Source organism: Saccharopolyspora tripterygii, from assembly GCF_054778355.1.
This window is the reverse complement of record NZ_BAAGZP010000027.1, coordinates 80,981-105,992: the sequence shown is the minus strand read 5'-3', so window position 1 is coordinate 105,992 and position 25,012 is coordinate 80,981. Positions and strand designations below refer to the sequence as shown.

Below are 25,012 nucleotides of genomic sequence, written 5' to 3'. Positions count from 1 at the left end.
GGGGTGTTTCGAAGTGGCCGAGCCACCTCCTCCTTCGGTGAGCGGGCGAGCAGCCCGCGCCGGCGGAGGCTCTGAAGGGCCTCGCGGCCAGCGCGCCGCGACGTCCCTCCGGTCCTCGCACCCGCACCGCCACGCAGAACGACCTCAACACACCTCAGGAGGGGCGCCATGACGGCCAAGGCGGCCATCGTCGGGTCGGGCAACATCGGCACCGACCTGCTCTACAAGCTCAGCCGGGCGAAGCACGTCGAGCCCGCCTGGATGATCGGCATCGACCCCGACAGCGACGGCCTCCGCCGCGCGGCGGACCTAGGCGTGGCCACCAGCGCCGGGGGAGTGGACTGGCTGCTGGACAACGAGAGCCCGGACATCATCTTCGAGGCGACCTCGGCCTACGTGCACAGGGCCAACGCCCCGCGCTACGCCGAGCGCGGCATTCGCGCGATCGACCTCACCCCGGCCGCCGTCGGGCCCTACGTCGTCCCGCCGGTCAACATCGACGAGCACCTCGACGCGCCGAACATCAACCTCATCACCTGCGGCGGCCAGGCGACCATCCCGATGGTGCACGCGGTGTCCCGGGTCGTCCCGGTGGCCTACGCCGAGATCGTCGCCTCGGTCGCCTCGGTGTCGGCAGGACCCGGAACGCGGTCGAACATCGACGAGTTCACCCGCACCACCTCCAAGGGCATCGAGGTCATCGGCGGAGCCGAGCGCGGCAAGGCGATCATCGTGCTCAACCCCGCGGACCCGCCGATGATCATGCGCGACACCATCTTCTGCGCCATCCCTGCTGACGCCGACACCGACGCCATCGGCGAGTCGATCACCCGCATGGCCGCCGACATCGCCGAATACGTCCCCGGCTACCGGCTGCTGTCCGAGCCGCAGTTCGACCCGCCCTCGGCGCTCACCGGCGGGCAGGCCCGCGTCGCGGTGTTCGTCGAAGTCGAAGGCGCGGGCGACTTCCTGCCGAACTACTCCGGCAATCTCGACATCATGACCGCCGCCGCGGTGCGGGTCGGCGAGGAACTCGCCGGCACCGGGGCGTTGCAGAAGGAGGCCGCGCGGTGACCGGACTGCCCAAGACCCACCTGCCCAAGACCTACAGCACTGCGCTGGACCTGCGCATCACCGACACCTCGCTGCGCGACGGCTCGCACCACAAGCGGCACCAGTTCACTGCCGACGAGGTGCGCGACATCGTCACCGCGCTCGACGGGGCCGGAGTGCCGGTGATCGAGGTGACCCACGGCGACGGGCTCGGCGGATCCTCGTTCAACTACGGCTTCTCGCGCACGCCCGAGCAGGAGCTCATCACGCTGGCCGCGGAGACCGCGCGCCACGCCAAGATCGCCGTGCTGATGCTGCCCGGGGTCGGGGTCACCGACGACATCCTCATCTCGCGCGACAACGGCGCCTCGGTCTGCCGGATCGCCACGCACTGCACCGAGGCCGACGTGTCGGTGCAGCACTTCGGGCTCGCGCGCGAGCAGGGCATGGAGACCGTCGGGTTCCTCATGATGGCCCACTCCCAGCCGCCGGAGGTGCTGGCCAAGCAGGCCCGGATCATGGTCGACGCCGGGTGCCAGTGCGTCTACGTCGTCGACTCCGCCGGTGGGCTGGTGCTGGAGCAGGTCGCCGAGCGCGTCTCTGCCCTGGACGCCGAGATCGGCGGCGACGCGCAGATCGGCTTCCACGGGCACGAGAACCTCGGTGTCGCGGTGGCGAACTCGGTCGCCGCGGCCCGCGCCGGTGCCGTCCAGATCGACGGCAGCGCGCGGCGATTCGGTGCCGGAGCGGGCAACACGCCGGTCGAGGCGTTCGTCGGCGTGTGCGACAAGCTCGGATTCCGGACCGGCGTGGACTTCTTCGCCATCGCCGACGCCGCCGAGGACGTCGTGCGACCGGCGATGCCGGAGGAGTGCCTGCTGGACCGCTCCGCGCTGATGATGGGTTACGCCGGGGTGTACTCCAGCTTCCTCAAGCACGCCGCCAACCAGGCTGAGCGCTACGGCGTCAGCCAGGCGCAGCTCCTGGTTCGCGCCGGTGAGCGCAAGCTCGTCGGCGGCCAGGAGGACCAGCTGATCGACATCGCGCTGGAACTGCAGCGCGAACAGGTTGAGCGGCGGTGATGTTGTCGGGAAGTTTTCATGAAAACTTCCCCCGTCCCACACAACGAACCGGGTCCGGAGCCGGGTTCCGCCACAGGCACCGCCGAGCAAGTGATCCATCAACAGTCTAGGAGCGCTGCATGAGTGACAGCACCGAAGTTCTCGAAGCGGTGCGCAAACTGCTTCCCTCGCTGCGGGATCGCGCGCAGCAGGCCGAGGACGGCCGCAAGATCCCGGCGGAATCGATCGCCGAGCTGCAGGACGCGGGTTTCTTCAAGCTGCTGCAGCCCCAGCGCTACGGGGGCTACGAAGCCGACCCGGTGGAGTTCTACACCGCGGTGAAGCTCATCGCCAGCGCGTGCGGCTCGACCGGCTGGGTCGCCTCCATCCTCGGCGTGCACCCCTGGCACCTGGCCCTGTTCCCGCAGCAGGCCCAGGAGGACGTCTGGGGCGAGGACCAGAACACGCGGATCTCGTCCTCCTACGCGCCGATGGGCAAGGCGAAGGTCGTCGAGGGCGGCTACCGGCTGACGGGCAAGTGGAGCTTCTCCTCCGGCTGCGATCACGCGAGCTGGGTGTTCGTCGGCGGTCCCGCGCTGGACGGCGAGGGCAACATGGTGGACTTCTGCACCTACCTGCTGCCGCTCGGCGACTACACGATCAACGACGTGTGGGACACCGTCGGCCTGCGCGGGACCGGCAGCAACGACATCGTCGTCGAGGACGTGTTCATCCCCGAGCACCGGGCGCTGAGCTTCATGTCCATGTCGAAGACCCAGTGCCCAGGCCACGAGGTCAACACGGCACCGCTGTACCGGCTTCCGTGGGGCACCGTGCACCCCTCGACGATCACCGCGCCGATCATCGGCATGGCGCAGGGCGCCTACGACGCGCACGTCGAGCACCAGGCCAAGCGCGTTCGCGCCGCCTACGCCGGTGAGCAGGCCAAGGACGACCCGTTCGCCAAGGTCCGCATCGCCGAGGCCGCCAGCGAGATCGACGCCGCGTGGCTGCAGCTGTCGACCAACATCGCCGACGAGCTCGCCCTGCTGCAGGAGGGCGAGGAAGTGCCGATGTCGTTGCGGCTCAAGGCACGTCGTGATCAGGTGCGCGGCACGGCTCGGGCGATCTCCGCGGTCGACCGGCTCTTCGAGAACTCCGGCGGCCGGGCGCTGCAGGCGGGCACCCCGATCCAGCGGTTCTGGCGGGACGCGCACGCCGGCCGCGTGCACGCCGCCAACGACGCCGAGCGCGCCTACACGATGTTCGGCAGCGGAGAATTCGGTCTACCGGTGAAGGATTCGATGGTCTGATGGTGGAGATCAAGAGCCAGGACGCGACACTGCCCTCCGGGCTGACGCTGCACTACCACGAAGCGGGCGTCGGCAACGGCACCACCGTGGTCATGCTGCACGGCGGCGGGCCAGGGGCTTCGGCGTGGAGCAACTTCAGCCGCAACATCGAGGCCTTCGCCGAGCGGTTCCACGTCATCGCCGTGGACCAGCCCGGATTCGGCAAGTCCTCGAAACCGACCGAGCACGGCCAGTACTTCACCCACAGCGCGAGCGCTCTCCACGAGCTGTTCGACGTTCTGGGCGTCGACAAGGCGCACCTGCTCGGCAACTCGCTCGGCGGCGGGACCGCGGTGCGCTTCGCGTTGAACTTCCCCGAGCGCGCGGGCCGGCTGGTGTTGATGGGACCGGGTGGGCTGAGCCTCAACGTGTTCGCGCCGGACCCGACCGAAGGGGTCCAGAAGCTGGGCCAGTTCGGCGCGCCGCCCGGCCCGACCAAGGAGAAGCTCGAAGCCTTCTTGCGGACGATGGTCTACGACCAGTCGCTGATCACCGAGGAGCTGCTCGAGGAGCGCTTCGCGGCGGCCAGCGCGCCGGAGTCGATGGCCGCGATGAAGGCGATGGGCAAGTCCTTCTCCCAGCCGGAGACCTTCGAAGAGGGCCTGCTGTGGCGGGAGGCCTACAAGCTGCGGCAGCGGGTGCTGCTGATCTGGGGCCGCGAGGACCGGGTCAACCCGCTGGACGGGGCGCTGGTGGCGCTCAAGCTGATCCCGCGCGCGCAGCTGCACGTCTTCGGCCGTTGCGGGCACTGGGCGCAGCTGGAGAAGTTCGAGGAGTTCAACAGCATCACCACCGACTTCCTGGTCGGTTAGTCCCGCAAAACCACCACAGCACGCGCTCCACAAGGCGAAGGGGAGGTAGTCCCATGGGTATTCGCTCGCTCGGGTACCTGCGCATCGAGGCCACCGACATCGAGGCGTGGCGGGTGTACGGCCTGAAGGTCCTCGGCATGGTCGAGGGCAGCGGGAACGATCCGGACGCGCTGTACCTGCGGATGGACGACTTCCCGGCCAGGCTGGTCGTCGTGCCCGGTTCGCAGGACCGGCTGCTGCAGGCCGGCTGGGAGGCCGAGCACGCGGCCGGTCTGCAAGAGGTCCGGGACTCGTTGAGCGCCAACGGGATCCCGTTCAAGGAGGCCACGGCCGACGAGCTCGCGGACCGGCGGGTGATGGAGCTGATCCGCTTCAGCGACCCCTCGGGCAACGAGCTGGAGGTCTTCCACGGCGCCGCGCTGCAGCACCGGCGGGTGGTGAGCCCCTACGGGCACACGTTCGTCACCGACGAGCAGGGCCTCGGGCACGTGGTGCTGTCCACCCACGACGACGAGGCGGCGCTGCGGTTCTACCGCGACGTGCTCGGGTTCAAGCTGCGCGACTCGATGCGCATGGCACCCGAGCTGGTCGGCAGGCCCGCCGACGGGGACCCGGCGTGGCTTCGGTTCTTCGGCTGCAACCCGCGGCACCACAGCCTCGCGTTCCTGCCGATGCCCACGCCCAGCGGCATCGTGCACCTGATGGTCGAGGTCGCCGACGTCGACGACGTCGGACTGACCCTGGACCGCGCCTACCGGCGCAAGGTGCCGATGTCGGCGAGCCTGGGCCGGCACGTCAACGACCTGATGCTGTCGTTCTACATGAAGACGCCCGGTGGCTTCGACGTCGAATTCGGCTGCGAGGGAAGGCAGGTCGACGACGAGGACTGGATCGCGCGCGAGAGCACGGCGGTCAGCCTGTGGGGCCACGACTTCAGCGTCGGCAACAGGCCTCAGTGATGGGAGGGGCGATGGAAGCGGTGGCCTCGGAGATCGACGGTGCGACGTTCCGGCGCACGCTCGGGCACTTCTGCACCGGTGTGACGGTGGTGACCGGCAGCTGTGACGGTCAGCCGGTGGGGTTCGCGTGCCAGTCCTTCTCGGCGCTGTCCCTTGACCCGGCGCTGGTGCTGTTCTGCCCGGGGAAGAACTCCCGGGCGTGGCCGCTGATCGAGCGTTCCGGGCACTTCTGCGTCAACGTGCTGGCGGCCGGTCAGCGCGACGTCTCGTCGGTCTTCGGGCGCAAGGGCGAGGACAAGTTCGCCGGCCTGAGCTGGAGCCCGGCTCCGTCGGGTTCGCCGCTCCTGGACGGCACGCTCACCTGGCTCGACTGCGCGGTCGAGTCGGTGCTCGACGGCGGTGATCACCACATCGTCATCGGCCGGGTGCAGACCCTCGGCGAGACGACGGAAGAAGACCCGCTGCTGTTCTACAAGGGCGCCTACACGGGCATCACCCGCCCGACGACCCCGGCTCAGTACTGGCCGGAGGACTTCCTGACGGGCACCCCGGACGACTGGCTCTGACACCCGGCTCCCGCCCGCACCGCCGCGGCCGCGGGGACGTCTTCCAATTTCGCGCGAAATTGGAAGACGCCCCCGCGGCCGCGCATGTCTGCCCAGCTCAGCCCCCTGCCGAGGCTTGGTGATCTCAATTTCGCGCGAAATCGGGAAGTCCTGGGGTGGGGCGGTTCGGGGTGGAGGTTGGGGAGCCCGCAGGGAAAACGAGGGCGCGCCGCCTCGTGGGTTGAGGCGGCGCGGAACCCGGGTGGTCAGAGACGTTCGATGATGGTGCCCGTGGACAGCGCGCCACCGGCGCACATGGTGACCAGGGCCGTGGTGCCGTCGCGGCGTTCGAGCTCGTGGAGCGCCGAGGTGAGCAGGCGGGCACCGGTGCTGCCGACCGGGTGGCCGAGCGCGATGGCGCCGCCGTTGACGTTGACCCGGTCCAGATCGGGTCCGTGGACGTCGGCCCAGGACAGCACGACCGAGGCGAAGGCCTCGTTGACCTCGAAGACGTCGATGTCGCCGATCTTCATCCCGCTGCGCGCGAGCACCCGCTCGGTGGCCTGCACCGGCCCGTCCAGGTGGTAGTAGGGCTCGGCGCCCACCAGGCACTGGGAGACGATCCGGGCGCGCGGGCGCAGGCCCAGGGCTCGGGCGCGGTCGGAGTCCATCAGCAGGATGGCCGCGGCGCCGTCGGAGATCTGCGAGGAGCTGCCCGCGGTGTGCAGCCCGTCGGGGAGGACCGGCTTGAGCCCGCCGAGGGTCTCCACGCTGGTCTCGCGCAGGCCCTGGTCGCGGGTGACCTCGCCGTCGGGGGTGCTGACCGGGACGATCTCGCGGTCGAAGCGGCCCTCGTTCCACGCCAGCTGCGCGCGCTCCTGGGATCGCACCCCGAAGCGGTCCAGGTCCTCGCGGGTGATGCCTCGGCGGCCCGCGATGCGGTCCGCGGCCAGGAACTGGTTGGGCATGTCGATGTCCCAGGAGTCGGGCTTGGGGCGGCCCACGTCGGTGCCGATGTTGCTGCCCAGCGGCACTCGGGTCATCGCCTCGACGCCGCAGGAGATGCCGACCTCGATCGCGTCGGTCGCGATGAGACCGGCGATGAGGTGGGTGGCCTGCTGCGCCGATCCGCACTGGGCGTCGATCGTGGTGCTGCCCGTCGCCTCGGGGAGTCCGGAGTGCAGCCACGCGGTGCGGGCGACGTTGCCGGACTGCTCGCCGGCCTGGGTGACGCAGCCACCGATGACCTGTTCCACCACGGCCGGGTCGATGCCGGCGCGTTCCACCAGGCCGCGCTGTGCCGCGCCGAGGATCTCCGAGGCGTGCAGCCCGGACAGCCAGCCCTTGCGCTTGCCGATCGGCGTCCGCACCGCCTCCACGATCACCGGAGTGCCCACCTGAATCTCCTCTCACCGCAATCGCTACCGCCACGAATCTAGAACATGTTATCCCCATGCGCCATGACCCGAGGGGAGGCGGAACGATCTTTGCCTTGGCTTGCACGATTCATCTGTAGTTAAAGGGGTTTACCGAACGCGCTCCATGTGGTTCGCTTCACATAGAACTCGTTTCAGTTCGTGCAGCGCAGGAGGTAAGCCGTGGTAGCACCGAGCCTTCCGGAAGGCTTCGACTTCACCGACCCCGACCTCTACTCCGAGCGGGTGCCGCTGGAGGAATTCGCGGAGCTTCGGCGTACCGCGCCCATCTGGTGGAACAAGCAACCGTTCCGGAAGTCGGGTTTCGAGGACGAGGGGTACTGGGTCGTCACGCGGCACGCGGACGTCAAGGAGATCTCCCGGCGCAGCGACGTGTTCTCCAGCCACGAGAACACCGCGATCATCCGGTTCAACGAGGAGATGACCCGCGAGCAGATCGAGATGCAGCGGTTCATCATGCTCAACATCGATCCGCCGGAGCACACCAAGGTCCGCCGACTGGTGGCGCGCGGGTTCACGCCGCGCGCGATCAAGAGCCTCGAAGCGGCCTTGCACGAGCGGGCCGAGGCGATCGCCACCGGCGCGCTGAGCTCCGGTACCGGGGACTTCGTCACCGACATCGCCTGCGAGCTGCCGCTGCAGGCCATCGCGGAGCTGCTGGGCGTGCCCCAGGAGCACCGCAAGGACATCTTCGACTGGTCGAACCAGATGGTCGCCTACGACGACCCCGAGTACGACATCGATCCGTCGACCGCTGCTGCGGAGATCCTCGGCTACTTCATGAACGTGGCCGACCAGAAGCGCAAGTGCCCGATGGACGACATCGTCACCAAGCTCGTCGAGGCCGACGTCGACGGCAGCGCTCTGAGCGATGACGAGTTCGGCTTCTTCACGATCCTGCTGGCGGTCGCGGGCAACGAGACCACGCGCAACGCGATCAGCCACGGCATGCACGCCTTCATGCAGAACCCCGACCAGTGGGAGCTGTACAAGAAGGAGCGGCCGCAGACCACTGCCGACGAGATCGTCCGCTGGGCCACGCCGGTGGTGTCCTTCCAGCGCACCGCGATGGCCGACACCGAGCTCTCCGGCGTGCAGATCAAGAAGGGCGAGCGGGTCGGGATGTTCTACAGCTCGGCCAACTTCGACGCTGAGGTCTTCGACCAGCCGGAGCGCTTCGACATCACCCGCGACCCGAACCCGCACGTCGGCTTCGGCGGCACCGGTGCGCACTACTGCCTGGGCGCGAGCCTGGCGCGCCTGGAGATCGACCTGATCTTCAACGCCATCGCCGACCACATGCCCGACATCCGTCAGCTCGAAGAGCCGCGCCGGCTGCGCTCCGGCTGGCTCAACGGCATCAAGGAGTACAAGGTCCAGTACCGCTGATCTCCAGGTGGCCGCCCCCGGGATGAGGGTTCCGGGGGCGCCACCGGGCGGTTTTGGTCCGAATTGACCGGGCGAAACGGACATCTTCCCCGGGCAGTTCGGACCAAAACCGCCTCCACGCGACGATGGCGCCGCTCCCGAGTGGGAACGGCGCCATCGTCGTGTCTGGGGACCGCCTCCGGGGCTGGGAGGGTTACCGCTGCCGGAGGGTCGCCACGGCGCGGTCGAACTCCCAGAACGCCCGCAGCGCGACGATCTTGCCCGCGTCGTTGACGCGGTAGGAGAACACGCCCTCGGCGTCCATCACCGAACCGTCGGGCATCGTCGTGGTGATCGTGCCGGTGTTGGCGACCTCGTTGCCGCACGCGAACGAGTCCTCGATGAAGAACTCGATCCGCTCGGACTTCGCGATCGCGATGTCCCAGAACCCCAGCACGCCCTCGATCCCGCGGTGCCCCTTGCCCTCCGGGTCGAACACGGACGGACCCACCGGGTCCTCCAGCACGGCGTCGTCGGCGAACAGCGTGAGCCATTCGTCCTTGTCGCGCCGGGCCACGGCGCTGATCGACGCCAGCGCCGCGTCCCGGGCCGGGTGCGGTTCCCTGCTGGCCTTCCAGTGCACTCCAGTGTCGTTCATGCGGCCTCCTGACGAGTTCTTCCCGGTACGAGTGCGGTGGCGGGCCGCGAAGACCCGCCACCGCACGTCACTCGAAAAACGGGTGCTCCTAGACCTTCTCGATGACATCGGCGGCGAACTTGCGGATGGAGTCCTTCTTGGCCTCCAACGGCGCGTCGAAACCGTGGCCGTCGAAGAGCCACGGCACCACGATCGCGTCGGTGACGCCCACCTCGGCCTGCTCGCGATAGCCGTCGGCGCCGAACCGGTCGACGCACACGGCCTGGATCTCGAAGGGTTCGTCCGCGCGGTCGTAGGAGGCGCGCAGCTCGCCGAGCCTGTCGATGGTCTCGCGCAGCTCGGAGAGCTTCATCATCGCCGAAGCCCAGCCGTCGCCCACCCGGGCGGCGCGCTTGAGCGCCGGCTCGGTGTGCCCGCCGACGTAGATCGGCATCCGCTCGGTAGGGGCGGGGGAGATCTGCAGCTTGTCGAAGTCGAAGAACTTCCCGTGGTACTCGACCATTCCGCCGCCGAGGATCAGCCGGATGATCTCGATCATCTCGTCGACCCGCGCGCCGCGCTTGGCGTACGGCGCGCCGCACCACTCGAACTCCTCCGGCGCCCAGCCCAGACCGAGCCCGAGCCCGAAGCGGTTGCCGGTCAGCGAGGCGACGGAGGCCAGCTGCCGGGACAGCAGGACCGGGTTGCGCGGGCCGAGCTTGAGCACCGAGGTGTAGAACCGCAGCCGCGAGGTCGCCGCGCCCATCGCCGCGGTGGCGATCAGCGGGTCCACCCAAGGGGTGTCGGCGTCCCACATCCGGGATCCGTCCTGGGTGTAGGGGTACTCGGCGGAGACCTTCTCCGAGTAGAACAGCGAATCCGGCAGCGCGACCGAGGAGTACCCGCACTCCTCGGCGGTGCGCGCGAGTTCGGTGAGCTGGTCGAGCGGCGTCATGGCCACCGACATCGTGAACTTCATGTCAGGCTCCAGGTTTGTTCGATCCGACGACCCACATGGAGAAGTACTGCGAGCCACCGCCGTAGGCGTGACCGAGGGCGACCTGAGCGCCGTCGACCTGGTTCTCACCGGAGTCCCCGGTGACCTGCCGCGCGGCCTCGGCGAAGCGCAGCAGTCCGGACGCCCCGATCGGGTTCGACGAGAGCACACCGCCCGAGGGGTTGACCGGGATGCGGCCACCGATCGCGGTCTCGCCCGACTCGGTGAGCTTCCAGCCCTCGCCCTCCGCGGCGAACCCGAGGTTCTCCAGCCACATCGGCTCGAACCACGAGAACGGCACGTAGATCTCGGCGGCGTCCACCTCGGACAGCGGGTCGGTGATCCCGGCCTGCTTCCACAGCGCGGCCGCCGCGTCCTTGCCCGCCTGCGGGCTGACCTGGTCGCGGCCGGCGAAGGTCGTCGGCTCGGTGCGCATCGCGGTCGCGTGGATCCACGCCGCTTTGCGGCCGTTCGCGCTGGCCTCGTCGCCGATGACCACCGCGCACGCTCCGTCGGAGGACGGGCAGGTCTCGTCGTAGCGGATCGGGTCCCACAGCATCTGCGAGGCCATCACGGAATCGACGGTGATCTCCGACTGCTTGAGGTGCGCGTAGGGGTTGCGCGCTCCGTTGCGGCGGTCCTTGGCGGCCACCATCGCCCCGGTGTGCGTCGGGGCGCCGGAGCGGCGGATGTAGGAGCGCACGTGGGGCGCGAAGTAGCCGCCCGCGCCCGCGCCGACCGGCATGCTGAACGGCGGGACGATCGACAGCGCCCACATCGCGTTGGACTCGGACTGCTTCTCGAACGCCACCGCCAGCACGCGCTTGTGCACGCCGCCCTGGACGAGGCTCGCCGCCACGTTGCCGGTGGAACCGCCCACCGAGCCCGCGGTGTGCACCCGCAGCAGGGGTTTGCCGGTCGCGCCCAGCGCGTCGGCCAGGTGCAGCTCGGGCATCATCACGCCCTCGAAAAGGTCGGGCGCCTTGCCGACCACGACCGCGTCGATGTCCGGCCAGTCCACGCCGGCATCGGTCATCGCGCGGTCCACCGCTTCGCGGCACATCCCGGCCATCGAGACGTCCAGCCGCTTGCTGGTGTGGTGGGTCTGGCCGGTGCCCAGCACGGCCGCCAACTGCTTGCCCATCAGGCTCGTCCCTCCATCACGCACACCAGGTTCTGTTGCAGCGCGGGGCCGCTGGTCGCGTGCGCCAGCACCTTCCCGGCGCGGCCGTCGAAGACCTGCGTGGCCGCCTCGCCGATGCGCGACAGTCCGGCCGCGAACATCGGGTTGCCGCACAGCGCGCCGCCCGACGGGTTGACCGCGACCGACTCGTCCAGCCCGAGCGCCCGGCGCAGCACGATCTCCTGGTGCGTGAAAGGTGCGTGCAGCTCGGCGATCTCGACGCCGTCGGTGCCCAGCGCCGTTCCTGCGGCGGCGGTGGATTCCGAGCGGCGCAGGTCGCGCGCGCCCAGGCTGCCGGATTCGATGCGGTGCTGGATGCCGCCGATGTAGGCGGGTCGTTCGCGGATCTCGCGGGCGCGCTCGGCCGAGGCGAGCACGATCACCGACGCTCCGTCGGTGATCGGAGCGCAGTCGTGGGCGCGCAGCGGATCGGCGACGTAGGGCTCGGCCAGCAGCTCCTGCGGGTCGAACGCGCCGGAGATCTGCGCGCTGGGATTTCCCTTGGCGGACGCGCGGTTGCGGACCGCGACCTCGGCCATCTCCTGCTCGGAGTAGTCCCCGGCGTCCAGGCCCATGCGAGCCTGCAGGCCGGCGATGCTCACCGAGTCCGGCCAGAGCGGCGCCACCGAGTAGGGGTCCAGCTGCAGCGCGAGCGTGCGGCGCAGGTTTCCGGCCGAGGACTTGCCGAAGCCGTAGACCAGGGCGGTGTCCACCTCGCCGGTCTGGATCTTCACCCAGGCCTCGAAGAGCGCCCAGGCGGCGTCCATCTCGACGTGCGACTCGTTGATCGGCGGGACAGCGCCGATCGCGTCCACCGCGGCGATGAACGAGAAGGCGCGCCCTGCCAGGTAGTCCGAGGATCCCGAGCACCAGAAACCGATGTCGGTCTTGGACAGCCCGGTCTGGGCGAAGACCTCCTGGAAGATGGGGACCAGCATCTCGACACCGTTCGTGGTGCCGTTGGTGGCGCGCACGTTCGGTGCCTGTGCGAAGCCGACGACGGCGACGTCAGTCATGGCAGCTCCTTCACAGGTGGTGGGCGTAGGTTTCGAACGCCGCGTCCGGTTCCCCGGTCGGTTCGAAGTGGTCGATGTTCTCCAGCGTGGGGCCCCACTCGTCGCGCGGCTTCCACGACGCCTTGACCCGCATCCCCATCCGCACCTCGTCGGCCTCGCAGCCCAGCACCAGGTGCAGGAACGGGATGTCGGCGCCGTCGAGCAGCACGTAGGCGCCGACGTAGGGAGGTTTGATGCGCTGGCCCAGGAACGGCACGTTGACGATGCAGAACGTGGTCACGATGCCCGTGTCGGGCAGCTCCACCTCCTCCACCGTGGGAACGCCGTCGGTGGGGCAGGCGCCGCGCGGCGGGATGTAGACCTTCGAGCACGCGGGGCAGCGCTGACCGAGCATCCTGCCCTCGGCGAGCCCCTCCAGGTAGCGGCTCTCCTCGGGGGAGGCGGAGTGCATGTAGTTGAGCTGCACCGGTGAGGTCAGCATCGTCACCGGATCCCCACCGGCCGGTTTCGGCGCGGTGGTGGGGGTGCCCGCGGGTTCGAAGCAGGCGATGTCGCGAATCCCGTTGCCGCGCTCGGCGGCCCAGCGGACCTGCACGCGCATCCCGGTGGAGATCGCCTCCGGTCCGGGCACGTCCACGGCGTGCAGCAGCGGGGTGTCCGCGCCGTCGAGGCGCACCAGCGCCCAGGCGAACGGGCGTTCCAGCGGCTGGCCGGGCAGCGGATCGGGCATCCAGGTCCAGCTGATCACCGCGCCCTCGCTGCCGACCTCGACGAAGTCGTCCAGCGGGGCCGCGGTGTCCGGGTCGTATTCGATGGGTGGCACGTGCACCCGGCCGTCGCTGCCGCGCACCCCGACGATGCCGCCGTCGCGCAGCGAGGTGGCGAATCGGCTGTGGACGGTCCCGAGCGAACGGGTGTAGTCGAAGCCGATGTTGAGCGGGGCGCTGAGCGGTTCGGAGATCCCAGTCACAACCCGAAGTGAAACATGTTCTCGCCATCACGGCAATATCCGGTGCAGTATGGGCAGGGTCCGCGGCCGGCCGGGAAAGGGAGGTTCACAAGTGAAAGTAGGACTGCAGCTCGGGTACTGGGGTGCCGCGCCACCGCAGAACGCCCAAGAACTCGTTCTCGAAGCCGACCGGGCTGGATTCGACGCCGTCTTCGCCGCGGAGTCGTGGGGTTCGGACGCCTTCACGCCGCTCGCGTGGTGGGGTTCGGACACGCGCGACGTCCGGCTGGGCACGTCCGTCGCCCAGATGTCGGCGCGCTCGCCGGCCTCCTGCGCCATGCACGCGCTGACCCTCGACCACCTCTCCGGCGGCCGCGCGATCCTCGGTCTGGGCGTCTCCGGGCCGCAGGTCGTCGAAGGCTGGTACGGGCAGCCGTTCGCCAAGCCGCTGGCCAGGACCAGGGAATACGTCTCGATCGTGCGGCAGGTGCTGGCGCGTGAGGACAAGGTGCGCAACGAGGGCCCGCACTACCGGATGCCCTACGACGGGCCGGGTTCCATCGGGCTCGGCAAGCCGCTCAAGCCGATCACCCACCCCCTGCGCGCGGACCTGCCGATCTGGCTGGGCGCGGAGGGGCCGAAGAACGTCGCGCAGACCGCCGAGATCGCCGATGGCTGGATCGCGGTCTACTACTCGCCCCGGGTCGGCCCGATGTACGAGGAGTGGCTGGCCGAGGGCTTCGCCCGCGAGGGAGCGCGCCGCACCCGCGAGGAGTTCGAGATCGCCGCGACCTGCCAGGTCGTGGTCACCGACGACCCCGAGACCGAGCGCGCCAAGCTCAAGCCCTCGGTGGCCCTCTACATCGGCGGGATGGGCGCGCCGGGCATGAACTTCCACGCCGAGCTGTTCCGCCGGATGGGCTACGACGAGGCGGTCTCCGACATCGAGCGGCTCTTCGCCGCTGGTCGGCGCGAGGAGGCGGTCGCTGCGGTTCCGGACGAGGCCATCGACGACGTGGCCATCATCGGCGACCGCGATCACGTCCGGGAGCGGATCGCGGTGTGGGAGAAGGCCGGGGTGACTTCGCTGCTGGTCGGCTGCCGCGACGTGGAGCACGTCCGGTCGGTCGCCGAGGTGGTCCAGAACTGAAATGCGTTCTCGGGTGAGGTGGGGTCGCGGGTCGGATTGCTCGCAACGGGTTCGGCCCGCGACCTTGCTCAATAACTGCAACACGTTCTAGGTTTGTTCGGCTGGGGAACGCTTTCGTCGTCGACAGGAGTCCGCCGTGGCCGACATAGGACTGTGGAACATCGCCCACCAGCAGCCGGACCGAACTGCCGTGGTCTCGCCCGACGGGAGTTCGGTCACCTACGCCGAACTCGCTGCCGCGGCCGACCGGTACGGCCGGGGTCTGCAGAGCATGGGGTTGGAGCCGGGCGACAGCATCGTGCTGATGCTGCCCAACGGCGCGGACCTGCTGGCCGCGTACTTCGCCGCCGTGCAGACCGGGCTGTACGTGGTGACCGTGAACTGGCACCTGGTGGGGCCCGAGGTCGCCTACATCGTCGAGGACAGCGGCGCCAAGGCGTTCCTCGCGCACGAGAGGTTCGCCGACGCCGCCTCCGACGCCGCAGCGCGCAGCGGCCTGCCCAGCCAAGCGCGCTTCGCCGTCGGGGACGTGCCGGGGTTCCAGCCGCTGGCCAACCTCGGCGCCGAGGAGCCGGTCGGGCGCCCGGACGTGCGCACCACGGGCTCGCCGATGCTCTACACCTCCGGGACCACGGGCCGCCCCAAGGGCGTGCGCAGGCCGCTGTCGGGTGCGGATCCGGACGACGTCCCTGCGGCCAACGCCTGGTTCTTCGGGGTTTTCGGGCTCAAGCCCTTCGACGACCACGTGCACCTGTGCGGCTCCCCGCTGTACCACACCGCCGTGCTCAACTTCGTGAGCATCTCGATCCAGTTCGGGCACACCGCGGTCCTGATGGACCGCTGGGGTGCCGAGGAGATGCTGCGGCTGATCGAGAAGCACCGCGTCACGCACAGCCACATGGTTCCCACCCAGTTCCACCGCCTGCTGGCGCTGCCGGAGGGGACCCGCGCCCGCTACGACGTGTCCTCGCTGCGCACGATGATCCACGGCGCCGCTCCGTGCCCGCAGGAGGTCAAGCGCGCGATGCTGGACTGGTGGGGGCCGGTGGTCGTCGAGTACTACGCCGCCACCGAGGGCGGCGGCACGACGATCATGGCCGACGAGTGGCTGCGCAAGCCGGGTTCGGTCGGCAAGCCGTGGCCCGGCTCGGTGGTGCGGATCCTCGGTGACGACGGCGGCGAGCTGCCCGCCGACGAGATCGGCACCGTCTACATGCAGATGGGCGGCTCGTCCTTCGAGTACCACAACGACAAGAAGAAGACCCAGGAAGCGCGGGTGGGCGACCTGTTCACCCTGGGCGATGTCGGCTACCTCGACTCCGACGGCTACCTCTACCTGTGCGACCGGCGCAACGACATGATCATCTCGGGTGGCGTGAACATCTACCCGGCCGAGATCGAGAACTCGCTGTCGGTGCACGCCAAGGTCGCCGACGTGGCCGTGTTCGGCGTGCCGCACGACGACTGGGGCGAGGAGGTCAAGGCCGTCGTCCAACCCGCCGAGGGCGTGGCCGCCGGCGACGATCTGTCCGAGGAGCTGCTGGCCTACGCGCGGGAGCGGTTGGCCAAGTTCAAGGTTCCGCGCAGCATCGACTACGTCGACGAGCTGCCGAGGGATCCCAACGGCAAGCTCTACAAGCGCAAGCTGCGCGATCCGTACTGGGAAGGTCGCGAAAAGGCCATCTGAGCTGCGATGATCGGTGCGCGTCCGCGCGCGGCGGGGCGAGGCCCGCTGCGCGCGGCTTCGTGCTGCCCGAAGCACGTCGCGAGGACGGATCGCCCATTTCGCGGTAGACCTTTTCGGCTCTTGTCTTCAGCGATAACACGTTCTACTTTTTTCGAGTGGCACTCAACATCGCAGATCTCTTCGAGCACGCAGTCGACATGGTCCCTGAGCGCGTCGCAGTGGTCTGCGGCGAGCGCCAGGTGACGTTCGCGGAACTGGAGCAGCGGTCCAACCAGCTGGCGCACCACCTCGCCGAGCGGGGAGTCGGCCCGGGCGCGCACATCGGTGTGTACTCCAGGAACTCGATCGAAGCGCTGGAGGCGATGCTCGCGGCGTACAAGCTGCGGGCGGTCGCGATCAACGTGAACTACCGCTACGTGCCCGCGGAGCTGCAGTACATCTTCTCCAACGCGGACATGGTCGCGCTGGTGCACGAGCGGCGGTACAGCGATCACGTCGCCGAGGTGCTGCCGCAGGTTCCTGGCCTGAATCACGTTCTAGTGATCGAAGACGGATCGGACGCCGACCACTCCCGCTACGACGCCGCGGAGTACGAATCCGCGCTCGCCGCGCAGCGCGCCGACCGCGACTTCGCCGAGCGCAGCGCCGACGACCTCTACCTGCTCTACACCGGCGGCACCACCGGCATGCCCAAGGGCGTCATGTGGCGCCAGGAGGACGTCTGGCGCGTCCTCGGTGGCGGCATCGACTTCATGACCGGCGAATACGTCAAGGACGAGTGGGAACTGGCGCGCACGGGCGCGGAAACCGGTGGCCTGGTGCGGCTTCCGGCCGCTCCGTTCATCCACGGTGCCGCCCAGTGGGCCACCTTCGGCAACCTCTTCGCCTGCGCCACAACGGTGTTCGTCCCCGAGTTCGACCCGCACGAGGTGTGGCGGGCGGTGGAGCGCAACAAGGTCAACGTCCTGGCCATCGTCGGTGACGCGATGGCACGGCCGATGATCGAGGCCTTCCGCGAGGGCGAGTACGACGCGTCCTCGGTGGTGGCGATCTCCTCGACGGCCGCGCTATTCTCGACCTCGGTCAAGCACCAGTACCTCGAAGAGCTGCCCAACGTCGTGATCACCGACGCGATCGGCTCCTCGGAGACCGGGTTCGGCGGCATCGGGATCGTCACCAAGGACGGCGTCCAGACCGAGGGCCCCAGGGTCACCGCGGACAAGAAGCTCATCGTCATCGACGACGAGAACCGGCCGCTGGAGCCGGGAACCGGGCAGGTCGGCTGGCTGGCCAAGACCGGGCACGTGCCGCTGGGCTACTACAAGGACCCGGAGAAGTCCGCTTCGGTGTTCGTCGAGATCGACGGCACGCGCTACGTGGTCCCCGGCGACTACGCCCGGCTGGAAGCCGACGGGACGGTCACCCTGCTCGGGCGCGGCAACATGTCCATCAACACCGGTGGGGAGAAGGTCTTCCCCGAGGAGGTGGAGAGCGCGCTGAAGTCGCACCCCGACGTCTTCGACGTCCTGGTGGTCGGCGTGCCCGACGAGCGCATGGGTCAGCGGGTCGCCGCGCTCGTGCAGCCGCGCGAGGGAGCGTCGCCGAAGCTGGCCGAGCTCGACGCCCACGCCCGCGAGGTGATCGCCGGGTACAAGGTACCGCGCAGCCTCTGGCTGGTGGATGAGATCACCCGCTCTCCCAGCGGAAAGCCCGACTACCCGTGGGCTCGCAAGCACACCGAGGCCCACGAGCCCACCGAGGTGAACGAGTCCTCGCGGAAGTCCGCCGCGCGCTGAGAGCCCGCACCGCTGCGGAAGACGTTCACACCGAACACGTTCGTGAGAGGAACCAGATGCGAACATCGCTTTGCGACACGCTCGGGATCGAGCACCCGATCGTCGCCTTCACCCCGTCGGAGCACGTCGCCGCGGCGGTGAGCAAGGCGGGTGGGCTCGGCGTGCTGGGGTGCGTGCGGTTCAACGACCCCGATGAGCTCGACAAGGTCCTGGACTGGATGGACCAGAACACCGGCGGCAAGCCCTACGGCGTCGACGTCGTGATGCCCGCCAAGGTGCCCACCGAGGGCACCCAGGTCGACCTGGACTCGCTGATCCCGCCTGAGCACCGCTCGTTCGTCGAGCGCACCCTCAGCCAGCTCGGCGTCCCGGAACTGCCCGAGGACGAGCAGGAACGCGGCGGTGTGCTGGGCTGGCTGCACTCGGTGGCCCGCTCGCACGTCGACGTGGCGCTGCGGCACCCGATCGCGCTGATCGCCAACGCGCTGGGCTCGCCGCCGGTGGACATCATCGAGCAGGCCCACTCACACGACGTCCTGGTGGCGGCGCTGGCCGGAAAGGCCGAGCACGCGAAGCGGCACGTCGACAACGGCGTGGACATCGTCGTCGCGCAGGGCCACGAGGCCGGCGGCCACACCGGTGAGATCGCCACCATGGTGCTCGTTCCGGAGATCGTCGACGCTCTGGCCGGACGCGCTCCGGTGCTGGCCGCCGGCGGCATCGGCACGGGACGCCAGATCGCCGCCTCGCTCGCGCTGGGCGCCTCCGGTGCCTGGATGGGGTCCTACTGGCTCACCACGGCCGAGTACGGCATGACGATGGGCGATTCGGTGACGCAGGAGGCGCTGCTGGCGGCCGATTCCAGCGACACCGTCCGCTCCCGCATCTACACCGGCAAGCCCGCTCGGCTGCTCAAGACGAAGTGGACCGAGGCGTGGGCGGCCCCGGACGCGCCGGAGCCGCTGCCGATGCCGCTGCAGAACATCCTCGTCAGCGAAGCCCACCAGCGCATGATGCGCGCCACCGACCCGCAGGCCGTGTCCATGCCGGTGGGGCAGATCGTCGGCCGGATGAACGAGATCCGGCCCGTCGCAGAGGTCTTCGACGACCTGCTCAAGGAGGTCGAGGAGACCTTCGCCAACCTCGACAAGCTCCGCTGACCGAAACCCCAGGATGGGGGAAGTTCTCATGAAAACTTCCCCCACCGAACCGCGCCAAGGCCCTCCCGGAAGACCTCCCGGAGGGCCTTGGCGCAGTTCCGCTGTCGTCGAGCCCAACGCCGCCGTCGCGCCCGCGGAGGTGCTCACCACGTCCCAGTTTTAGTCCAAACTGAGCCGACATTTCGGGCGTGATCACGGCTCGGTTCGGACTAAAACTGGGAGATGCCCAGGTCGTGGGGACGCGCCAGGTGGGGACGCGCGGGGTGGGGACGCCTGGGGTCAGGCCTGGGTGGGGGTGGTTTCCGCTTGGGCCTTGGCCCAGCGGTAGTCGGCCTTGCCGCTGGGGGAGCGCTGGATCTCGGCCACGCGGACGATCGCCTTGGGCAGCTTGTAGCGGGCGATGTGCCGGGCCGCCTCGGTGATGAGGTCGTCGTCTGACGCCTCGTGGTTCTCCAGCAGCTCGACGATCGCGACCACCTCGCTGCCCCAGCGGTCCGACGGGCGCCCGGTGACGATCACGTCGGCGATCGCGGGGTGCGCGGCCAGCGCGCGCTCGACCTCCTCGACGAAGATCTTCTCGCCGCCGGAGTTGATGGTGATGCTCTGCCGCCCGAGCAGCTGGATCTGGTCCTCGCTCAACCGGATCGCGCGGTCGCCCGGGATGCTGTAGCGCTTGCCGTCGACGACCGGGAACGTCCGGGCCGTCTTGCCGGCATCGCCGAGGTAGCCGAGCGGGACCCGTCCGTGCCGGGCCAGCCAGCCCTGCTCGCCGGTGGCGAGCTCGCGGGTGAGGTCGTCGTCGAGGACCGTGGTGTCGCCGTCCGGGGTGAAAACGCCTGCCTCGGCGCTGCTCCCGTCGGAGACCTGGCTCATCTGGATGCCGGTCTCAGACGATCCGACCGTGTCGACGAACAGCACGTTCGGCAGCTGCGCCTGAAGCCGGCCGCGGACCGTCGGTGTCAGCGGGGCCCCGCCGTTCTGCACCGCGAACACGCCGGAGAGGTCGTAGCCGCCGCGCTCCAGCTCGACGACCATGGGCCGGGCCATCGCATCCCCGACCACCGGGATGCTCACCACCCGCTCGCGCTCCACGGTGCGCAGGACCTCGTGCCAGTCCAGGCGTGTCGGGTCGGCGGGCAGGATCATGGCGCCGCCCTGAGTGATCATGTGGAACGCCGACCACTGCGCGGCACCGTGCATGAACGGCGCCGTCATGATCATCCGCATCCCGCCGCCGCCCTGCCTGGCGGCTTCGGCGATCTGCTCGTAGGAGCTGTAGGGCTCGGAGCTGCCGAACGGGGTGCCGCCCATGGCGCTGACGTAGGCGTCGTGCTGGCGCCACATCACGCCCTTGGGCATCCCGGTGGTGCCACCGGTGTAGAGCAGGTAGAGGTCGTCCCCGGTCGGTTCGGGCAGCGCACCGGGCACCGGGGTGTCCACGATGGACTCGTAGGCCACGGCGCCGGGCAGCAGCGGGTTGCCGCTGTCGTCGTCGACCTGGATCAGCGCGCGCAGATCCGGCAGCTGGTCGCGGATCTCGGCGACCTGCGGCGCGAAAGCGGAGTGGAACACCAGCGCCTCGGTCCTGGCGTCGGTGAACAGGTACACCAGTTCCTCCGCCACGTACCGGTAGTTCACGTTGAACGGCACCGCGCGCGCCCGCAAAGCGCCCACCATGGCTTCCAGGTACTCGTTGCCGTTGTGCAGGTAGAGGCCGACGTGGTGCTGCCCGGACTCGTGCCCGGCGAGGTTCTCGCGAGGTGTGTGGCAGCCGAGGCCCTGGCTCGTGAGGTAGTGCGCGACGCCGTCGACGCGGGCGTTGAGCGCGGAGTAGGTGAACCGGCGATCGCCCCAGACCAGCACCTCCTGGTCGGGGACCGCGTCCGCGACGGTCTGGAAGACCGCGGACAGGTTGAAGCTCGTGCCCGTCATGGGGTTCTCCTCACCGAACTGGCGTGATCGGGATGGACTTCCGGGGCTGGAAGACGAAGTTCGAGCCGGAGCTGATCCGGGTCACCGCCACCTCGTCGAACTCGTTCGCGGGTCGCTCACCGGTGATGACGCGGGCCGTCCAGGAGTCGGGTGAACCGTCGACCACGACGTCCAGCCGCGGATCGACCGCGCGCACCACGGCCTGCAGCGGCGCCGTGGAATCGGGGCCGCACAACGAGATCCACGCCCCGTCGTCGTGGGCCGGCCCGGGCCGCACGGTGATCGAAGCGGAATCCCGCGACGCCACGACGTAGTTCGCGGGGTTGAGCAGCGGATGCAGCTCCAAGGTCCGCAACGCGCCCTCCACACCCCCTGGCAGGCCCAGCGCCCGGTGGATGCGCTCGGCGGCGAGCCCGGCGATGCCCACGAGCTGCTTGGTGCAGATCTCCCGCGGATCGTCGGTTCGTCGCGCCACCGCTCGCACGAAACCCAGGTTGAGCAGGTGCATCTGCACGCACACCTCGTCGGCCATGCGCACCAGGGCCGAGGAGCTGAAGTCGGCGAAGTCCAGGTCGCTGAGCAGCGGGCCCGCGTAGTCGCCGCGCCCGTCGTCGGCCGGGTCGATGGCCGACAGCTCCAGGTTCGCCGCCCGGGACTCGCTCAGCGCCACGCAGTCGTCGCTGGGGGAGACCGGCGGGTGCGCGTCGTCGATGATCACCGTCCACGCGCAGTGCGGTTGGCGGTCGGCGGGCACGCGCGGCGGCCGGTGCACCGGCCGGACCTGCGCCTTCGGGTTGGTGGCCACCGCCGTGGCGTCGAAGGTGGGGTCCTCGATGTCGTGGCACATCGCGCGGACGTAGCGCTCGCCCATCGGCTCGACGTCCATCAGCGCGCCGCAGTGGTCGAGGTGGAACTCGCCGGAGCGCGGGTCGTGCACGGTGTAGCGGAAGTCCATGAACTGCGGCGGGGCGCCGATGTCGAGCTGCAGCCCCTTGAAGATGGTGACCACGTCGTCGCCGCGGTAGTCCAGCGCGTTCTGCATGCGCCGGGTGTAGAGGGGGCTGGCCGCCATCCACTCCTCGATGGCGATCCGGGTCATCTCCTCGCGACCGAACGACGAGATGCACCAGGCCATCGCCGATCGGTCGATCAACTGCCCGACCAGCAGCAGTTCCGGGAGCAGCGTGGCCAGGCGGTCTCGGGGCAGTGTTGCGTAGCGGCTCTGCATACGTGCACCTCGCGACAGTGCGGGGACGTTCGACTCTGCAACGACGGGCATCGGTGTCCCGGTGCTGCTGGACCGATCAGGAGGGGCGCCCCGGCCGGGACGCCCCTCGCGGTTCACCTGCCCTGGAAGTCGGGCTTGCGCCTCTCGGCGAAGGCCTTCGGGCCTTCCTTGGCGTCGGCGCTCATGAAGACCTTGATGCCGTGCTCCGCCTCGATGGCGAAGGCTTCCTCCTCCGGGATCGCCTCGGTCTCCCGGATGGTGCGCAGGATCGCCTGCACGGCCAGCGGGCCGTTGGCGGCGATCATCTCGCCCAGCTCCATCGCCTTGTCCAACGCCGTCCCGTCCGGCACGACGTGGCCGATCAGGCCGAGGTCCTTGGCTTCGGGAGCCTTGATGTGACGTCCGGTCAGCAGCAGGTCGGCGGCCACCGTGTAGGGGATCTGCCGGGTCAGCCGGACCGCGGAACCGCCCAGCGGGAACAGGCCCCACCGCGGTTCGGAGACGCCGAAGCGCGCGCTCTCGCCAGCCACCCGGATGTCCGTGGCCTGCAGGATCTCGGTGCCACCCGCGATGGCGGGGCCCTCGACCGCGGCGATCAGCGGTTTCCTCAGCCGTCTGCCCTTGAGCAGGCCCTCGATCTTGGCGGGGTTGAACGAGCCCTGCTGGTGCTGGTCACCGGGGTGGTTGTTGCTCATGCTCTTGAGGTCGGCGCCCGCGCAGAAGGCTCCGCCCGCGCCGGTGAGCACGCAGGCCCGGATCTCGGGATCGTTGTCGACCCGGTCCCAGGCCTCGATCATGATCTTGATCATCTCGCCGGACAGCGCGTTCTTGGCGTCCGGGCGGTTCATCGTCACCACCAGCACGCCGCCGCGCTGCTCGACCAGGCAATGCGGCTGCTCTGTCTCCGTCGTCGAGGTCATCCCGCCTCCAGTTCGCGTCTTCTGGTTCTCGTCTCCGGTGGGTGTCACCGCTGCGCCTCGGCGGCGATGTCCAGGGCGGCGATGTAGCCGAAGGTCATGGCCGGGCCGATCGTCGCGCCTGCGCCCGCGTAGGTGGATCCCATGACGGCCGCGCTCGCGTTGCCCGCCGCGTAGAGGCCGGGGATGACCGAGCCGTCCTCCCTCAGGACCCGTGCGCGGGCGTCGGTGCGCAGCCCGCCCTTGGTGCCGAGGTCGCCGGGCACGATCTTGACCGCGTGGAACGGCGCGACCTCCAGCGGAGCCAGGCTCGGGTTGGGCAGGCGCGGGTCGCCGTAGTACTGGTCGTAGGCGCTCTCGCCGCGGTGGAAGTCCTCGTCGGTGCCGTTCTGGGCGAAGCCGTTGAACCGCTTGACGGTTGCGCGCAGCGATTCCGCGGGCACCTCGATCTTGGTCGCCAGCTCCTCGATGGTGGCGGCGGTGTGCACGACGCCCGCCTTGTACCAGCGTCCCGGGAACCGCTGGCGCGGCGGGAGACCGGCGAAGGTGTAGTTGTTGCGGTAGCGCTGGTCGATGACCAGCCACGAAGGGATGTGCGAGACCCCGGTCTCGTGCCCCCGGTACATCGCGTGCACCGCGTCGACGTACGGGGTCGCCTCGTTGACGTAGCGCTCGCCCGCGGCGTTGACCAAGATGCTGCCGGGCAGGTTGCGCTCGGACAGGCAGAAGTACGGACCGCGGGGGAGCGGGATCGACGGTCCCCACCACGCGTCGTCCATCAGGTCTACGTCCGCGCCGAGGCGCTGACCGGCCTCGATGCCGTCGCCGGTGTTGCCCTCGGCGCCGACGGTCCAGTCGGTGCCGATCGGTTCGCGCTGGAACTGCTTGCGCATCCGCTCGTTCTTCTCGAAACCGCCTGCCGCCATGATCACGCCGTGCCGCGCCCGGACGAGCACGTCCTCCTCGCCGCGCTGCAGGCGCACTCCGGTGACGACGCCGTCCTCCACCTGCAGTTCGGCGAGCGGGCTGTTGAGCCACACCGGCACGTCTGCGCGCAGCAGTCCCGCGCGCAGACCGGCGGCCAGCGCCTGTCCCAGGGCCAGAAGCGGCCGCTTGGTGGCCAGCGAGATGACCCGGCGCAAGCCCACCTTGGCGGAGGTGAACACGCCGCGCGGGTGGCGGGCGATGAGGTTCATCCACTTGTACTCGGCCGCGGTGACCGTGATCCCGGCCGGGGCCGGCAGGTACGGGGGCTGCAGGTTGGTCAGCTCGTCGCCGAGCAGCTTGCCGTTGAACGGCTTGGGCTCCAGCGTGCGGCCCTTGGGGATCCCGCCGGGCGTCTCGGGGTAGTAGTCGGAGTAGCCGGGGATCCACTTGAGCTTGAGCGGCGTGCTGCGCAGCACCAGCGACACCATGTCGGGCCCGTGCGAGAGCAGCGTCTCGCGGCGGTCGGCGGCGATCTCGTCGCCGATCAGGTGCCGCAGGTAGGTCGCGGCCTTCTCCGGGCTGTCGCCGGACTTCGCCTTCCGCAGCACTTCGTTGTACGGGGCCCAGACGGCTCCGCCGGATCGCGCGGTGGAGCCGCCGAAGTAGCGGTCCTTCTCCACGACCAGCACCGACAATCCGCGGTCCGCCGCCGCGAGCGCGGCGGTCATTCCGGCGGCGCCGGAGCCGACCACGACGACATCGAAGGTCGCTTCTGTCATGGCACCTCCAGGTGGCCCTCACGATACTGAAACAGGTTATAGTTTTCACCTAATGTGCGCTACGGTTC

General features: G+C 69.5%; 21 protein-coding genes. 11 read left to right on the top strand and 10 right to left on the bottom strand.

Features of this window, described 5'->3' with window-relative positions; all coding sequences use genetic code 11:
- Positions 1-168: 168 nt before the first annotated feature.
- The 6 genes from ACYVF3_RS20170 to hsaB all read left to right on the top strand — a co-directional run bounded on the left by ACYVF3_RS20170 (position 169) and on the right by hsaB (position 5,803).
- Positions 169-1,074, top strand: coding sequence for an acetaldehyde dehydrogenase (acetylating) (locus ACYVF3_RS20170; protein WP_461155783.1), 906 nt, complete (start codon positions 169-171; stop codon positions 1,072-1,074).
- The gene (dmpG, locus tag ACYVF3_RS20165) at positions 1,071-2,135 is read left to right on the top strand and encodes a 4-hydroxy-2-oxovalerate aldolase (RefSeq protein WP_461155782.1); all 1,065 of its coding nucleotides are present in this window, start codon (positions 1,071-1,073) and stop codon (positions 2,133-2,135) included. The genes ACYVF3_RS20170 and dmpG overlap by 4 nt, the downstream gene beginning before the upstream one ends.
- Before the next feature lie 119 nt (positions 2,136-2,254).
- Positions 2,255-3,427 (top strand): 3-hydroxy-9,10-secoandrosta-1,3,5(10)-triene-9,17-dione monooxygenase oxygenase subunit, encoded by a 1,173-nt coding sequence (gene hsaA, locus ACYVF3_RS20160; RefSeq protein WP_461155781.1) that lies wholly within the window; start codon positions 2,255-2,257, stop codon positions 3,425-3,427.
- On the top strand, positions 3,427-4,278 hold the full coding sequence (hsaD, locus tag ACYVF3_RS20155) for a 4,5:9,10-diseco-3-hydroxy-5,9,17-trioxoandrosta-1(10),2-diene-4-oate hydrolase (protein WP_461155780.1): 852 nt from the start codon (positions 3,427-3,429) through the stop codon (positions 4,276-4,278). The genes hsaA and hsaD overlap by 1 nt, the downstream gene beginning before the upstream one ends.
- Before the next feature lie 53 nt (positions 4,279-4,331).
- Positions 4,332-5,237, top strand: coding sequence for an iron-dependent extradiol dioxygenase HsaC (gene hsaC / locus ACYVF3_RS20150; RefSeq protein WP_461155779.1), 906 nt, complete (start codon positions 4,332-4,334; stop codon positions 5,235-5,237).
- 11 nt (positions 5,238-5,248) lie between these two features.
- Positions 5,249-5,803, top strand: coding sequence for a 3-hydroxy-9,10-secoandrosta-1,3,5(10)-triene-9,17-dione monooxygenase reductase subunit (gene hsaB / locus ACYVF3_RS20145; RefSeq protein WP_461155778.1), 555 nt, complete (start codon positions 5,249-5,251; stop codon positions 5,801-5,803).
- Between the two features lie 245 nt (positions 5,804-6,048).
- On the opposite strand, the gene ACYVF3_RS20140 is transcribed toward hsaB, so the two are convergent.
- Positions 6,049-7,179, bottom strand: coding sequence for a steroid 3-ketoacyl-CoA thiolase (locus ACYVF3_RS20140; RefSeq protein ID WP_461155777.1), 1,131 nt, complete (start codon positions 7,177-7,179; stop codon positions 6,049-6,051).
- A gap of 201 nt (positions 7,180-7,380) precedes the next feature.
- Between ACYVF3_RS20140 and ACYVF3_RS20135 the strand changes: the two genes are divergently transcribed.
- A complete protein-coding gene (locus tag ACYVF3_RS20135) occupies positions 7,381-8,607 on the top strand; it encodes a cytochrome P450 (RefSeq protein WP_461155776.1) in 1,227 nt (408 codons plus the stop codon).
- A gap of 193 nt (positions 8,608-8,800) precedes the next feature.
- Here ACYVF3_RS20135 and ACYVF3_RS20130 read toward each other — a convergent pair whose 3' ends face one another.
- The 5 genes from ACYVF3_RS20130 to ACYVF3_RS20110 all read right to left on the bottom strand — a co-directional run bounded on the left by ACYVF3_RS20130 (position 8,801) and on the right by ACYVF3_RS20110 (position 13,389).
- Positions 8,801-9,244 carry a nuclear transport factor 2 family protein gene (locus ACYVF3_RS20130; RefSeq protein WP_461155775.1) on the bottom strand — a complete coding sequence of 148 codons (444 nt, stop codon included), beginning with the start codon at positions 9,242-9,244 and terminating at the stop codon, positions 8,801-8,803.
- Positions 9,245-9,332: 88 nt separating this feature from the next.
- Positions 9,333-10,202, bottom strand: a complete 870-nt coding sequence (locus tag ACYVF3_RS20125) for a TIGR03619 family F420-dependent LLM class oxidoreductase (RefSeq protein WP_461155774.1) — start codon at positions 10,200-10,202, stop codon at positions 9,333-9,335.
- Position 10,203: 1 nt separating this feature from the next.
- Positions 10,204-11,364, bottom strand: a complete 1,161-nt coding sequence (locus ACYVF3_RS20120) for a thiolase domain-containing protein (RefSeq protein WP_461155773.1) — start codon at positions 11,362-11,364, stop codon at positions 10,204-10,206.
- On the bottom strand, positions 11,364-12,419 hold the full coding sequence (locus ACYVF3_RS20115; RefSeq protein ID WP_461155772.1) for a thiolase domain-containing protein: 1,056 nt from the start codon (positions 12,417-12,419) through the stop codon (positions 11,364-11,366). The genes ACYVF3_RS20120 and ACYVF3_RS20115 overlap by 1 nt, the downstream gene beginning before the upstream one ends.
- A gap of 10 nt (positions 12,420-12,429) precedes the next feature.
- Positions 12,430-13,389 carry a Zn-ribbon domain-containing OB-fold protein gene (locus ACYVF3_RS20110; protein WP_461155771.1) on the bottom strand — a complete coding sequence of 320 codons (960 nt, stop codon included), beginning with the start codon at positions 13,387-13,389 and terminating at the stop codon, positions 12,430-12,432.
- Positions 13,390-13,480: 91 nt separating this feature from the next.
- Between ACYVF3_RS20110 and ACYVF3_RS20105 the strand changes: the two genes are divergently transcribed.
- The 4 genes from ACYVF3_RS20105 to ACYVF3_RS20090 all read left to right on the top strand — a co-directional run bounded on the left by ACYVF3_RS20105 (position 13,481) and on the right by ACYVF3_RS20090 (position 19,161).
- Positions 13,481-14,518 (top strand): LLM class F420-dependent oxidoreductase, encoded by a 1,038-nt coding sequence (locus ACYVF3_RS20105; RefSeq protein WP_461155770.1) that lies wholly within the window; start codon positions 13,481-13,483, stop codon positions 14,516-14,518.
- A gap of 136 nt (positions 14,519-14,654) precedes the next feature.
- Positions 14,655-16,205, top strand: coding sequence for an acyl-CoA synthetase (locus ACYVF3_RS20100; protein WP_461155769.1), 1,551 nt, complete (start codon positions 14,655-14,657; stop codon positions 16,203-16,205).
- Between the two features lie 155 nt (positions 16,206-16,360).
- A complete protein-coding gene (locus tag ACYVF3_RS20095; RefSeq protein WP_461155768.1) occupies positions 16,361-18,001 on the top strand; it encodes an acyl-CoA synthetase in 1,641 nt (546 codons plus the stop codon).
- Positions 18,002-18,057: 56 nt separating this feature from the next.
- Entirely contained in the window at positions 18,058-19,161 is a 1,104-nt protein-coding gene (locus ACYVF3_RS20090) for an NAD(P)H-dependent flavin oxidoreductase (protein WP_461155767.1), read from the top strand.
- 279 nt (positions 19,162-19,440) lie between these two features.
- On the opposite strand, the gene ACYVF3_RS20085 is transcribed toward ACYVF3_RS20090, so the two are convergent.
- The 4 genes from ACYVF3_RS20085 to kstD all read right to left on the bottom strand — a co-directional run bounded on the left by ACYVF3_RS20085 (position 19,441) and on the right by kstD (position 24,944).
- Positions 19,441-21,093, bottom strand: a complete 1,653-nt coding sequence (locus ACYVF3_RS20085) for an acyl-CoA synthetase (RefSeq protein ID WP_461155766.1) — start codon at positions 21,091-21,093, stop codon at positions 19,441-19,443.
- 10 nt (positions 21,094-21,103) lie between these two features.
- Positions 21,104-22,321 (bottom strand): hypothetical protein, encoded by a 1,218-nt coding sequence (locus ACYVF3_RS20080; RefSeq protein ID WP_461155765.1) that lies wholly within the window; start codon positions 22,319-22,321, stop codon positions 21,104-21,106.
- A gap of 113 nt (positions 22,322-22,434) precedes the next feature.
- Positions 22,435-23,241, bottom strand: a complete 807-nt coding sequence (locus tag ACYVF3_RS20075; protein ID WP_461155764.1) for a crotonase/enoyl-CoA hydratase family protein — start codon at positions 23,239-23,241, stop codon at positions 22,435-22,437.
- A gap of 44 nt (positions 23,242-23,285) precedes the next feature.
- Positions 23,286-24,944, bottom strand: a complete 1,659-nt coding sequence (kstD, locus tag ACYVF3_RS20070) for a 3-oxosteroid 1-dehydrogenase (RefSeq protein WP_461155763.1) — start codon at positions 24,942-24,944, stop codon at positions 23,286-23,288.
- Positions 24,945-25,012 lie beyond the last annotated feature (68 nt).